The sequence below is a fragment of the Streptomyces sp. NPDC127119 genome (genome assembly GCF_042677425.1).
GTDB lineage: Bacteria > Actinomycetota > Actinomycetes > Streptomycetales > Streptomycetaceae > Streptomyces.
The window spans coordinates 19,626-32,031 of sequence record NZ_JBHXTO010000105.1 but is presented as its reverse complement, the minus strand read 5'-3'; the positions used below and the strand labels follow the sequence as shown (position 1 = coordinate 32,031).

Genomic DNA, 12,406 nt, shown 5'->3' with positions numbered 1-12,406 from the left:
CTCGTCCTCGAACGCCGGACGGGCCGAGGAAGAAGGGCGGGGCGTAGCCCCCGCCCTTCTTCAGGGGCGCGGGGAACTGCGCGGCCCGCCCTCACCGGCCCGCGGTCGACAGTCGTCGGTCAGTGGTCGGCAGTCGGCAGTCGGCAAACAGACAGACAGAAGTTTGGGCTGCCGTGGGTGGGAACCTGCCCCATGAGGGCTAACTCGTGCGGATTTCGTCACACCGTCTCGTGTGGATGACAGCCGTGTGACACGGCGCCACCCCAGGTAAACAAGGGTCAACAGTGCGTATCCAGTCGGTGAACCCGATGTGCAAGACCCCGGCGCGCGCGAGTATCGTCCTCACCTGCACAGACTTGACACCCACACAGACTTGTCACCCACCCCTTGACACCGGAGGGCCCGTTGTCCCGCTTCGCGCTCATCAAGGCAGTGCTCGGACCGATCATGCGCCTGATGTTCCGCCCACGGGTGGAAGGTGCGGAGCGCATCCCGGGCACGGGCCCGGTCATCCTCGCCGGCAACCATCTCACGTTCATCGACTCGATGATCATGCCCCTGTTCTGCGACCGCCAGGTCTTCTTCATCGGCAAGGACGAGTACGTCACCGGCAAGGGCCTCAAGGGGCGGCTGATGGCGTGGTTCTTCACCGGCTGCGGCATGATCCCGGTCGACCGGGACGGCGGACGCGGCGGTGTCGCGGCGCTGATGACGGGGCGTCGGGTGCTGGAGGAGGGCAAGGTCTTCAGCATCTACCCGGAGGGGACGCGGTCCCCCGACGGGCGCCTCTACCGGGGCCGTACCGGTATCGCGCGGCTCGCGCTGATGACCGGGGCGCCCGTGGTGCCGTTCGCCATCATCGGTACGGACAAGATCCAGCCCGGTGGTGCGGGGTTCCCCCGGCCGGGGCGGGTCACCGTGCGGTTCGGCGAGGCGATGGAGTTCTCGCGGTACGAGGGGATGGATCGGGACCGTTATGTCCTGCGGGCCGTGACGGACTCCGTGATGGCTGAGGTCATGCGGTTGTCCGGGCAGGAGTATGTGGACATGTACGCCACGAAGGCGAAGGAAGCGGCGTAGCTCCGCTGGTTTTTTGACCGGGTGGTCGTCGGCCTGTCGGGTGCGGGCCGTCCTGGGCCGGTCTCGCAGTTCCCCGCGCCCCTGAGGGGGTGACGGCCGGTGGCACCGTGCGGGTCGTACGTGGTTGAGCGCGCCGTTCCCCGCGCCCCTTACGGGGCCCGGAGCCGCACGTCTGTACGGGCCCGAGCCCCCTTTGTCGGGCTACAGCTTCTGGTTTTTCAGTAGGTGCCATGCTGCCGCTGACGCAGCCAGGAGGACTGCTGCGCCCAGGCCCGCCGCCAGGGCGATGCCGTCGACGAAGGCCGTGCGGGCCGCGTCCAGCAGGGGCTCGGCGTCAGGCAGGGCCGAGGAGGCCTCCACCGCTCCGCCGAGGGACTCGTGGGCCGCGTCGGCCACTTCCTGGGGTGTGCCCGCCGGGGCCGTGAAGCCCGCGTAGACGCCCGTGACGATCGAGCCCAGCAGGGCGATGCCCAGGGCCGCCCCCAGCTCGTACGCCGTCTCCGAGACCGCGGACGCGGCGCCCGCCTGCTCCTTCGGCACGCTGGAGAGGATCACGTCGGCCGTCACGGTGAACGAGAAGCCCGCGCCGACGCCGACGACCAGCAGAGCCGTGCCGAGGAGCGGATAGCCGGTGGACTGGTCCAGCACGGTCAGCGCGGCCAGGGCGAGCCCGATCGCGGCGAGACCGCCGGCCACGACGGCACGGACCGAGTACCGGCGAGCGAACGTTCCTGCCACCAGCCCCGCCGCCACCGCGCCCACCGCGGCGGGCAGTTCGGCGAGACCAGCCTCCAGCGGCCCGCGCCCCTGAACGAGTTGCAGGTACTGCGAGAGGAAGAAGACCACTCCGGACAGGCCGAGGATGGTCAGCAGGTCGGCCAGTACCGCTCCGGAGAAGCCGCGGTTGCGGAACAGCCGCATGTTCAGGAGCGGGACGGGGAGCGTCAACTGGCGGCGTACGAAGCCGTACAGCGCCGCCGCTCCGAGCAGGGCCGCCGCGCCGGCCGTCGCGTTCGGGCCGTGCGAGGCGGCCTCCTTGATGCCGTACACGATGCCGACCATGCCCACGAGGGACAGTACGACGCTGAGGAGGTCCCACGGGCCGGGCTCGGGGTTGCGGGACTCCGGCAGGAGCTTCACACCGACCAGGACGAGGACCGCCATCACGGGCAGGTTGATCAGGAAGACCGAGCCCCACCAGAAGTGTTCGAGCAGGAAGCCGCCGAGGACGGGGCCGACCGCCGTACCCGCCGAGGCGGTGGCGCCCCAGATACCGATGGCGAGACTGCGTTCGCGCGGGTCGTGGAAGAGGTTGCGGATGAGGGCGAGCGTGGCGGGCATCAGCGTGGCACCCGCGACACCGAGCAACGCCCGCGCCACGATCAGCAGTTCGGGCGTGCTCGCGTAGGCGTTGAGCACGGAGACCAGACCGAACGCGACCGAGCCGACGAGCAGCAGCTTCTTGCGGCCGACACGGTCGCCGAGGCTGCCCATGGAGACGAGCAGACCGGCGATGACGAACGAGTAGACGTCACCGATCCACAGGAGCTGGTTGCCGGAGGGCTTCAGGTCCTCACTGATGTAGGGGGTCGCGAGACCGAGGACGGTCGCGTCGACGGCCACCAGCAGCACGGCGAGGACGAGGACGGACAGCGCGAGCCAGCGGCCCGGTCGCTTCTCCGCCTCCGCCGCGAACGCCGGCCGCGTCGTGCTGGTCATGATTCCTCTCTCCGTAGTGCGCCACCGAGCAAGAGCTCGACGATCATGTACTGGAAGTCCTTGGCCGCCACGCGGCCCTCGCTCACGGCCCACGCCCCGGAGGCGAACAGCCCGTAGAGGGCTTCGGTGAGCCAGGCCGGGGTCAGGTCGATACGGAACTCGCCGCCCTCCTGGCCCCGCCGGAACAGCGCGGCGATCCGGGCGTCGATGCGGGACCAGCCCGCGTTCTGCTCCTCGCCCTCGAACAGCTGGTTCTCGGTGTAGAGGAAGCCGAGCAGGCCCGCGGCGCTCTCGAACTCGCCCACCAGACGGCGTACGGCCTCGCGGGCGGTGTCGTCGTCCAGCCGGGCCGCGTCCAGCGCGGCCTCGCACTCCTGGATGCCCAGCTCTTCGAGCGCCCGTACGAGCGCGTCGCGGCCCGCGAACTGGCGGTGCAGGGTCGCCCGGCTGATCCCGGCCGCCTTGGCGACCTCGTCCATGGTGGCGGTGGCTCTGCGGGTCAGCAGGGCGGCTGCGCTGCGCAGCACGTGTTCACGATCGACGGCCATGAGACAACCATAGCCCAGATGAGACACGAATGTCTCACGCGAGGCGCGTGACGCTCACCGGGAGGGGCCGGGGAACGTCAGAAGGGGTGGCCGGGCGGGAGAGGTCAGTGCCAGGGCAGGCCGGAGCGGTGCTCCCAGTACGCACCCGGCTCCTCCGCCAGGGTGTCGAGGCGGGCCGCCTGGCCGTCGTCGAGATCGACCACCGCGGCGTGCAGGTTGGAGGCGAGCTGGTGGGTGGTGGCCGCGCCGGACAGGACCACGCCCGCCCAGGGCCTGCGCAGCACGAAGGCGAGGGCGACCGCGTCCGAGCCGACGCCCGCCTCCTCCGCGACGGCGCGCACGGCGGGCGGCGCGTGCGGGTCGGCGAGACGGCCGTTGGCCATGCCCTCCTTGATGATCACGGTGAGTCCGGCGTCACGCGCCTCGGCGAGCGCGGGGCCCGCGGAGGTGTCCAGGACGTTGTACGTGGCCTGGACGGTCCGGAAGAGAGGCGTCGAACCGACGGTCACGGCGAGCGCGGCGCGGATCGCGTCGGACTGGGCGGGGCCGCTGGTGGAGAAACCTACGGTCAGGCCCTGCGCGGCGGCCTCGGCCAGCTCGGCGTGCAGTTCCTTGTCGGTGAGGGCCGGGCTCTCGGGCGTCACCGAGTGGATCTGGTAGAGATCGAGACGGTCGCCGAGCAGTTCGGCGCTCTCGGCGCGCTGCCGCACGTACGTGGTGAGGCTGTGGTCCTTGATCTCGTGGGCCTCGGCGTCCGTGCGCCAGTCGGCGGTGTAGGTGTAGCCCCATTTGCTGCCTACGACGATGTCGTCGACGGCAGGGTGGGCGGTCAGCCAGCTCGCCAGGAACTCCTCCGAGCGGCCGTACGAGCGGGCGGCGTCGAAGTAGCGGACACCCTGGGCGTAGGCGGCGTCGAGGAGTTCGTGGGTGCGGGTGCGGAGCGATTCGACGCTGCGGTCCGCGCCCAGGTCCTCGTCCCGGCCGAGGGTGATGTAGCCGGGGCGACCGATTGCGGCGAGGCCCAAGCCGATGTGGCAAGTGGGGGTGGTTGCTGTTGCCAGTCGGGCGAAGGGCATCGCGAGCTCCGTTGGTCGGCACGGGTGTGGCTGTCCGCCCAACGTATCCCGGTGATCCCCGATGCGGGCGGGGCGTCGGCGGGTGCGGGTGCGTTGCGGCTGGTCGCGCAGTTCCCCGCGCCCCTTGTCAGGCCGGTCGCCTGGTGCGGGTTGTGCGGGTTGTGCGGGGTGCCCACGCCCCTCGAAAGGCCCGTCGTCCGCTGCGGGTACGTCGTGCTTGCTCGCGCCGTTCCCCGCGCCCCCAAAGGGGCCGTCTCGTTCGCTGCGGGTACGCCGTGGTTGCTCGCGCCGTTCCTCGCGCCCCCAAAAGGCCGGTCGTCCGCTGCAGGTACGTCGTGGTTGCTCGCGCCGTTCCCCGCGCCCCCAAAAGGACCGTCGCCCACTGCGGGCAGGTCGTGGTTGCTCGCGCCGTTCCCCGCGCCCCCAAAAAGGGCCGTCGCCCACTGCGGGCACGTCGTGGTTGCTCGCGCCGTTCCCCGCGCCCCTTCAGGGCGAAAGACCGGGGCGCAGCCCCGTTTTTCAGGGGCGCGGGGAACTGCGCGGCCAGCCACGGTGTGCCCGCGGCATCTCACCGGCCTTCACACCCCCAGGGGCGCGGGGAACTACGCAGTGGGACGGCAGGCGTCAGTCATGGCGCCCGTACCCCCAGGAGCCGCGCAGCCCTACCCCTTAGGACTTGGCCGTCGCCCAGGCGTGTTGCGTTGCCACGTCCGACTTCACCTCGGTGAGTTGGACGGCGACCGCGCTCGGCGCCGTGCCGCCGCGCGCGGAGCGGGACGCCAGCGCGCCCGGTACGTTCAGCACCGACCGCACCTCCGGCGTGAGATGCGCGGAGATCTTCGCGAACTGCTCGTCGGTGAGCCCGTCCAGCTCGACCCCGTCGGCCTCGGCGGCCTTCACGCACTCGCCCGCGACCTCGTGCGCGACCCTGAAGGGCACCCCCTGCTTGACCAGCCACTCCGCGATGTCCGTGGCGAGCGAGAACCCGGCCGGGGCCAGCTCCTCCATCCGCTCCCGGTTGACCGTCAGCGTGGCCATCATCCCGGTGAAGGCCGGCAGCAGGACCTCCAGCTGGTCGCAGGAGTCGAAGACGGGCTCCTTGTCCTCCTGGAGGTCGCGGTTGTAGGCGAGCGGGAGGGCCTTGAGGGTCGCCATCAGACCGGTGAGGTTGCCGATCAGGCGACCGCTCTTGCCGCGCGCCAGCTCCGCGATGTCCGGGTTCTTCTTCTGCGGCATGATCGACGAGCCGGTGGAGAACGCGTCGTGGAGGGTGACGAAGGAGAACTCCTTCGTGTTCCAGATGATGACCTCCTCTGCGATCCGCGAGAGGTTGACGCCGATCATCGCCGTGATGAAGGCGAACTCGGCCGCGAAGTCCCGCGAGGCCGTGCCGTCGATGGAGTTGCCGACGCTGCCGTGCTCGAAGCCGAGGTCCTTGGCGACCGACTCCGGGTCGAGGCCGAGGCTGCTGCCCGCGAGCGCACCGGAGCCGTAGGGCGACACCGCGGTCCGCTCGTCCCACTGCCGCAGCCGCTCGGCGTCCCGGGAGAGGGCCTGCGCGTGGGCCAGCACGTGGTGGGCGAACAGCACCGGCTGGGCGTGCTGCAGGTGCGTTCGGCCGGGCATCGCGACGTCCGGGTGCGCTTCCGCCAGGCCGACGAGTGCGTCCTGGAGCTCGGCGATGAGACCGCCGATGATCCGGGCGTGGTCGCGCAGGTACATCCGGAAGAGCGTGGCCACCTGGTCGTTGCGCGAACGGCCGGCGCGCAGCTTGCCGCCGAGGTCGGGGCCGAGCTGTTCCAGGAGTCCGCGTTCCAGGGCGGTGTGGACGTCCTCGTCGGCGACGGTTCCGACGAAGGAGCCGTCCGCCACGGCGGTCTCCAGCCGGTCGAGGCCCGCGAGCATGCGGGTCAGCTCGTCGCCGTCGAGGAGGTGTGCCTTGTGCAGCACGCGCGCGTGGGCACGCGAACCGGCGATGTCGTAGGGCGCCAGCCGCCAGTCGAAGTGGACGGACGCGGACAGCTTCGCCAGTGCCTCGGCGGGACCGTCGGCGAACCGCCCGCCCCAGAGCCGTACGTCACCACTGTTGCTGCTCACTGGCTGCGCTCCTCAGGACTGTTGGGAAGAAGACGCCCCCGAGGGGGCGCGGGGAACGGCGCGACCGGCCATGACGGCCTTCACCCGGCCGCCCGCCGGGCCTTGTCGCAGCACGTTCGCCGCTATGCATGATTATGCAGTCTCCTGCATGACTCGTCAATTCAGCGAGTCCCGGCAATGAAATCCCGCCTCCCGTTGAACGCGAGAAACCGCTTACCCGTACTTCACCCCGAACGCCGGCGCCGCGTCCGTGAAGCACCTTCGAACTCCACTTCGAAGTCATCGCCCCCTCCCCTGACCCAAGTGAGGCATCCCCATGTCCAGGGCTCTTCCGAAGTACAACAAGCGCCGCGTGGCGATCATCGGCGGCGCTGCCGCGGTGGCGTTGTCCGGAGCGGTGATCGCAGGTTCCGCCCTCGCCGGGGAGACGTCCAAGAGCACCGACGACCAGGCCTCCACCCTCGCCTCTCCCGGCACGATCAGCTGCCCCGCCGTGGACGGCAGCCTGCCCGCGATCCCCGCGTCCGCGCAGGACGAGGTCACCAGGAACCTCGCCCTCCTGGACACCCAGATCGCCGAAGCGAACAAGCGACTCGTCGACACCGTCGGCCAGGGCGGCGCCAACTTCGTCCAGAACGCCATCCTCGGCCCCCTGGAGGACAAGCGCATCGCCACCCTCAACCGCATCGAGACCGCCATCGGCCGCACCGCGGCCAAGCCCGAAGGCCTCGAAGCACTCGCCCCCTGCGAGCTGAACGCCGACGGCGCGGCCGAAGCGGGCGGCGAGGCGGGCGAGGAGGCCGGAGCCGAGCCGACCGACGCGGCCACGGAAGAGGCCGGCGGGAACGCGGGCGACGCGGGCGGAGCCGAGGACACGGGCGACGCCGGTGACGCGGGCGCCGTCGGTACGGTCAACTGCCCCGCGGTCGAGGGCAGTCTCCCCGCGATCCCCGCGTCCGCGCAGGACGAGGTCACCAGGAACCTCGCCCTTCTCGACACCCAGATCGCCGAGGCCAACCAGCGGCTCATCGACACCGTCGGCCAGGGCGGCGCCAACTTCGTCCAGAACGCCATCCTCGGCCCCCTGGAGGACAAGCGCGTCGCCGTGCTCAACCGCATCGAGACCGCCATCGGCCGAGCCGCGGCCAAGCCGGAAGGCCTCGAAGCGCTCGCTCCCTGCGAGCTGAACCAGTAGAGCCGGCCGCACCCCCACGGGCGCCCCGCGCGCCGGCCGGGGCGAGCCCGGGACCCGGGGCCACACGGCCCGCGGGTCCCGGAGCCCGCGCATATAGTTAGACAGGCGAACGACTTTCGCCGATAATCACCGACCATGGGAAAGACCTACGAACGCATCCACGGCCGCCTGCGTACGTTCATCGAGGCGCAGCCCCTCTTCTTCACCGCGACCGCGCCCCTGTCCGGCGACGGCACGGTCAACCTCTCCCCCAAAGGACTGACCGGTTCGTTCGCGGTCCTCGACGACCTCACCGTCGCCTATCTGGACTTCGCCGGCAGCCACGCCGAGACCATCGCGCATCTGCGGGAGAACGGCCGGATCACCCTGATGTGGTGCGCCTTCCAGGGCCCGCCGAACATCGTCCGCGTGCACGGCCGGGGCGAGCCGGTCTTCCGTGACGACCCCCGCTTCGAGGAACTCCTCGCACGCTTCCCGGACATCGTCCCCGACCCGCACGGCCTACGGGCGATCATCGTGGTGAAGGCCGAGATCGTCCGGGACAGCTGCGGTTACGCCGTGCCCTACATGTCGTACGACGAGGACCGCGACCTGCACGCCAGGCGCTTCGCGCGCGAGGACGACGTCTCGCTGAACGCGTACTTCGAGAAGAAGGACCACATCGGGACCAGCATGGACGGCCTGCCCGGGCTGCCGCTGCCCCTGCCGGCCCGTACCGTCTGAGCATGCGCCCCGGAGCCGCCGTCCTCGCGTCCGTGTCCCTCCTCGTGCTCGCCGCGGGACCGGCCCCCGAAAACCCGCCCCCGCTGCCCGAGCGGATGGCGGACACGGGCGGCGGGAGCCAGCTCGTCACCGCGCAGGCCCCCCGGACCTCGTCGACGACCGGCACCGTCACCTGGTGGAACCGCCGGCACGGGCACTGGGTGAAGGCCGGTTCGGCGCCCGCACGCTTCGGCGCCAAGGGGCTCGTCGAGGGCGGCTCCCGCGAGCAGGGCACGAACACCACCCCGACCGGCCTGTACGACCTCCCGTACGCCTTCGGGATCGAACCGGCGCCCGAGGGGACGCGCACGCCGTACCGGCCGGTGCGGCAGACCTCCTGGTGGTGCCAGGACAACGACTCCCGCTCCTACAACCGGTGGACCGACCCCCGCCCGGCCGACTGCCGCGCCGCCGAGTCCGAGCACCTGATCTCGTACGGGACGCAGTACGCGTACGCCATCGTCGTCGGCTTCAACTACGCGCAGCCCGTGCACGGGCGCGGTGCGGGGATCTTTCTGCACGTCAACGGGCGTGGGGCGACCGCAGGTTGTGTGTCCGTGCCCAAGGACGCCATGCGGCGCATCCTGAACTGGGCCGAGCCCGCCCGCAGTCCGCACATCGCCATCGGGACGGACGACGGGCCGACCGCCCTCACCCGCTACTGATCTCACCACCAGTAGGAGGCCGCCGGCCGTTACCGCGGGTCTCAGCAGTTCACGGCTTGCCCCGCGGCCCGTTGAACACACGGCCGTCCCGGGACGTACCAGTGGGCCTAGGGGTCACTCCCCTTCCCAGCGTCCCCCACGGAGGAACCGTGAGCACGATCGCCGGCGGTCGCGCCGCGCGGCGCCAGACGATGCGCCGTATCCGCCCTCGCCGCTCCCCCGCCATCCCGCTGCTCATAGCGGTATGGGCGGGCGCGGCGGGAGTCGTCTGGCTCTGGTGGAGCAATACGCCGGCCATCGCCGACGACAAGGGCCGGATCCTGAACGCGGGCCGGATCACCGGTCTCCTCGCCGGGTATCTGATGGCTCTCGTGGTCCTGCAGATGGCCCGCGTACCCGCCCTGGAACGCCGCGTCGGCTCGGACCGGGTCGCCCGCTGGCACGCCATGAGCGGCCGCTACATGCTGTGTCTCGTCCTCGCCCACATCGGCCTGACGATGTACGGCTACGCCCTCCAGGCGAACACCGGGGTCGTCGAGCAGACCATCGACTCGGTCAAGACCCTGCCCGACATGGGCAAGGCGGCGATCGGCACGGGTCTGCTGCTGTTCATCGGCCTGATCTCGGTGGGCGGACTGCGCAAGAGGATCCCGTACGACACCTGGTACCACATCCACCTGCTCACGTACGTGTCCGTGTACCTGTCGTTCTGGCACCAGCTGTCCACCGGCAACGACTTCGCCGTCGAGCCCGCCGCGACCACCGCCTGGTACGCGCTGTACGGGACGGTCACCGCGCTGGTGATCTGGTACCGGGTGATCACGCCGGTCCGGCTGAACCTGCGCCACCGGATGCAGGTCGAGGAGGTCGTCGAGGAGGCGCCCGGCATCGTCTCCGTGCTGATCAGCGGGAAGCGGCTGCACCGGATCGGTGCCGAGCCGGGACAGTTCTTCCGCTGGCGGTTCATGGCGCCGGGCATGCGGCTCAGCTCGCACCCGTACTCGCTGTCGGCCGCGCCGCGCCCCGGGCTGCTGCGGATCACCGTCAAGGCGCTGGGCGACCACAGCACCGCGCTGAAGGGGCTGAAGCGGGGCACGCGGGTCTGGGCCGAGGGCCCGTACGGCGCGCTGACCGCGTCCCGGCGCAGCCAGGGCAAGGTACTGCTGATGGCCGGCGGCGTGGGCATCACCCCGATGCGGGCGCTGTTCGAGACGCTGCCTGCGGCGCGGGGTGACCTCACCCTGCTGTACCGGGCCAACAGCACCCAGGACCTGGCGCTGTGGGACGAGCTGTCGGCCATCGCCGACGAGCGCGGTGCCCGGCTGATGTACGCGGTGAACAGCCCCGACGGGGAACGCCCCGACATCAACCCGGAGACGCTGCGCCAGAAGCTGCCCGACATCGACGACCACGACGTGTTCCTGTGCGGGCCGCCCGGCTTCGCCGAGGGCGCGTACACCGCACTGCGCGGCGCCGGCGTGCCCGCCCGCCGCATCCACCACGAGTCCTTCGAACTCTGAGAACTCTGAGAACTCTGAGAATCCTGAGGAACGGGAGTCCGGACCCATGAAGAAGAGCCATCCCCTGCGCCGCGTCGTGCTGGCCGGTGCCGCCACGGTGTCCGGCATCGTCCTGCTGCTGGCGCTGAAGCCCGCGTCGGACCCGGCGGCGGCGTCCGCCGACGGCGCGTCGCAGCAGCAGTCGGCCTCCCCGCAAGGTTCCGGAGGAGTACAGGCGGCCGGCGGCACTCAGGCCCAGACCCTCACCGGTGACGTCGTCAAGACCGACTACGGCAACGTCCAGGTCCGGATCACCGTGGCCGGCGGGAAGATCACCTCGGCCGCTGCCCTGCAGTCGCCGACCGGCGGACGCAGTACGACGGTCAGCACCGACGCGGTGCCCAAGCTGAACAAGGCGGCCGTCACGGCCGGCAGTGCCGACATCGACGCCGTGTCCGGGGCCACCTACACCAGCGGCGGCTACAAGAAGTCGCTCCAGTCGGCGCTGGACAAGGCCGGTGCGCCGGGCGGCGGTTCGGCCGAGGCGAGCGGCACGGGCGGTGGGACCGGCGGCGGGACCGGCGGAACGGGGAACGCCACGGGTGGCGGCAGCGGTTCGGGCGACGCGAGCGGTTCCGGGGCCGGTGCCGCGCAGGCGAAGACCGTCACCGGCAAGGCGGTCACGACCGACTACGGGCCCGTGCAGGTACGGGTCACCGTGACCGGCGGGAAGATCACCAAGGCCGAGGCCGTCCAGCAGCCCAAGGGCGGGCGCAGCGACCAGATCAGCGGGGACGCGGTGCCGAAGCTGAACGCGGCGGCGGTCGCCGCGGGCAACGCCGACATCGACGCCGTGTCCGGGGCCACCTACACCAGCGGCGGCTACAAGGAGTCCCTGCAGTCGGCCCTGGACCAGGCCGGTGGCTGAACCCGCTGAACCCACCGGGTCCGCCGAGTCCACCGGGTCCGCCGAATCCGCCGGGGTGCCCCTCGCGGTGCGTCACGCGGAGGAGGTGATGGGGACGGTCTTCTCCTTCGACATCCGAGGGGGTGAACCCGAGGCCGTGCAGGCGGCGTTGGCGGCGGCCGTCGCCGAACTCCACGTGGTGGACGAGGTGTTCAGCACCTACCGTCCGGACAGCCAGATCTCCCGGCTGGCGCAGGGGCTGCTGACCGTGGACCAGTGCGATCCCGAGGTCGCCGAGGTCCTCGGACTGTGCGCGGAGGCCGAGCGGTTGAGCGACGGGTGGTTCAGTTCGACGTACGCCGGGTCCGTCGACCCGACCGGCATCGTGAAGGGCTGGTCCGTCGAACGGGCGGCCCTGCGGCTCGTGGACGCCGGGGCGAGCGGGGTGAGCGTGAACGGCGGGGGTGACGTGCAGATGTACGGCGTGCCGGGGCCGCACCGGCCCTGGCGGGTCGGGGTGGCCGACCCCCTGCGGCCGGGCGGGCTGGCCGCGGTGGTCTCCGCGGCGGGGGTGGACCGGCTGGCCGTCGCGACGTCGGGGTCCGCGGAGCGGGGTACGCACATCGTCGATCCGCGCACGGGGCGCTCCGCGGTGACCGATCTGGTGGCGGTGACCGTGGTCGGGCCGCGCATCACGTGGGCGGACGCGTGGGCGACGGCGGCGTTCGCCATGGGGTCGCGGGAGGGGCTGGCGTGGTTGGAGTCCTTGCCGGACGTGGAGGCGCTGTTGATCACAGCGGGAGATGAAGTCCGCTGCACGGACGGTCTGGCCGACCGGCTGGGGTGATCGGGCCTGCT

General features: G+C 71.3%; 11 protein-coding genes. 7 read left to right on the top strand and 4 right to left on the bottom strand.

The features are described 5' to 3' along the window. The first annotated feature begins 387 nt into the window (after positions 1 to 387). Positions 388 to 1,080, top strand: coding sequence for a 1-acyl-sn-glycerol-3-phosphate acyltransferase (locus tag ACFVH5_RS32345; RefSeq protein ID WP_107019745.1), 693 nt, complete (start codon positions 388 to 390; stop codon positions 1,078 to 1,080). 201 nt (positions 1,081 to 1,281) lie between these two features. Here the strand turns inward: ACFVH5_RS32345 and ACFVH5_RS32340 are convergent, their stop codons facing one another. The 4 genes from ACFVH5_RS32340 to argH all read right to left on the bottom strand — a co-directional run bounded on the left by ACFVH5_RS32340 (position 1,282) and on the right by argH (position 6,520). Beyond that, positions 1,282 to 2,799: an MFS transporter gene (locus ACFVH5_RS32340; protein WP_384810296.1), complete on the bottom strand. Its 1,518-nt coding sequence runs from the start codon at positions 2,797 to 2,799 to the stop codon at positions 1,282 to 1,284. Further along, positions 2,796 to 3,347, bottom strand: coding sequence for a TetR/AcrR family transcriptional regulator (locus tag ACFVH5_RS32335; protein WP_385837274.1), 552 nt, complete (start codon positions 3,345 to 3,347; stop codon positions 2,796 to 2,798). Before ACFVH5_RS32335 ends, ACFVH5_RS32340 begins: the two co-directional genes overlap by 4 nt. Before the next feature lie 104 nt (positions 3,348 to 3,451). Beyond that, the gene (locus tag ACFVH5_RS32330; protein ID WP_385837273.1) at positions 3,452 to 4,423 is read right to left on the bottom strand and encodes an aldo/keto reductase; all 972 of its coding nucleotides are present in this window, start codon (positions 4,421 to 4,423) and stop codon (positions 3,452 to 3,454) included. 669 nt (positions 4,424 to 5,092) lie between these two features. Continuing rightward, complete coding sequence (gene argH / locus ACFVH5_RS32325; protein ID WP_385837272.1) at positions 5,093 to 6,520, bottom strand: argininosuccinate lyase; 1,428 nt, start codon at positions 6,518 to 6,520, stop codon at positions 5,093 to 5,095. 316 nt (positions 6,521 to 6,836) lie between these two features. Between argH and ACFVH5_RS32320 the strand changes: the two genes are divergently transcribed. The 6 genes from ACFVH5_RS32320 (at position 6,837) to ACFVH5_RS32295 (ending at position 12,395) form a co-directional block, all read left to right on the top strand. Then, entirely contained in the window at positions 6,837 to 7,715 is an 879-nt protein-coding gene (locus tag ACFVH5_RS32320) for a hypothetical protein (protein ID WP_385837271.1), read from the top strand. A 135-nt stretch (positions 7,716 to 7,850) separates the two neighbouring features. After that, positions 7,851 to 8,438, top strand: coding sequence for a pyridoxamine 5'-phosphate oxidase family protein (locus ACFVH5_RS32315; protein ID WP_385837270.1), 588 nt, complete (start codon positions 7,851 to 7,853; stop codon positions 8,436 to 8,438). 2 nt (positions 8,439 to 8,440) lie between these two features. Next, complete coding sequence (locus ACFVH5_RS32310; RefSeq protein WP_385837268.1) at positions 8,441 to 9,142, top strand: L,D-transpeptidase; 702 nt, start codon at positions 8,441 to 8,443, stop codon at positions 9,140 to 9,142. A gap of 191 nt (positions 9,143 to 9,333) precedes the next feature. Beyond that, the gene (locus ACFVH5_RS32305; RefSeq protein WP_385837277.1) at positions 9,334 to 10,662 is read left to right on the top strand and encodes a ferric reductase-like transmembrane domain-containing protein; all 1,329 of its coding nucleotides are present in this window, start codon (positions 9,334 to 9,336) and stop codon (positions 10,660 to 10,662) included. 46 nt (positions 10,663 to 10,708) lie between these two features. Beyond that, on the top strand, positions 10,709 to 11,569 hold the full coding sequence (locus tag ACFVH5_RS32300) for an FMN-binding protein (protein ID WP_385837267.1): 861 nt from the start codon (positions 10,709 to 10,711) through the stop codon (positions 11,567 to 11,569). A gap of 88 nt (positions 11,570 to 11,657) precedes the next feature. After that, entirely contained in the window at positions 11,658 to 12,395 is a 738-nt protein-coding gene (locus ACFVH5_RS32295; protein ID WP_385837276.1) for an FAD:protein FMN transferase, read from the top strand. Positions 12,396 to 12,406 lie beyond the last annotated feature (11 nt).

Excerpts from the sequence above, each read along its gene's own strand:
- ACFVH5_RS32295 (WP_385837276.1), top strand. The coding sequence starts at position 11,658 with ATGGGGACGGTCTTCTCCTTCGACATCCGAGGGGGTGAACCCGAGGCC.
- ACFVH5_RS32310 (WP_385837268.1), top strand. The coding sequence starts at position 8,441 with ATGCGCCCCGGAGCCGCCGTCCTCGCGTCCGTGTCCCTCCTCGTGCTC.
- ACFVH5_RS32300 (WP_385837267.1), top strand. The coding sequence starts at position 10,709 with ATGAAGAAGAGCCATCCCCTGCGCCGCGTCGTGCTGGCCGGTGCCGCC.
- ACFVH5_RS32330 (WP_385837273.1), bottom strand. The coding sequence starts at position 4,423 with ATGCCCTTCGCCCGACTGGCAACAGCAACCACCCCCACTTGCCACATC.
- ACFVH5_RS32340 (WP_384810296.1), bottom strand. The coding sequence starts at position 2,799 with ATGACCAGCACGACGCGGCCGGCGTTCGCGGCGGAGGCGGAGAAGCGA.
- ACFVH5_RS32305 (WP_385837277.1), top strand. The coding sequence starts at position 9,334 with ATGCGCCGTATCCGCCCTCGCCGCTCCCCCGCCATCCCGCTGCTCATA.
- ACFVH5_RS32315 (WP_385837270.1), top strand. The coding sequence starts at position 7,851 with ATGGGAAAGACCTACGAACGCATCCACGGCCGCCTGCGTACGTTCATC.
- ACFVH5_RS32320 (WP_385837271.1), top strand. The coding sequence starts at position 6,837 with ATGTCCAGGGCTCTTCCGAAGTACAACAAGCGCCGCGTGGCGATCATC.
- ACFVH5_RS32335 (WP_385837274.1), bottom strand. The coding sequence starts at position 3,347 with ATGGCCGTCGATCGTGAACACGTGCTGCGCAGCGCAGCCGCCCTGCTG.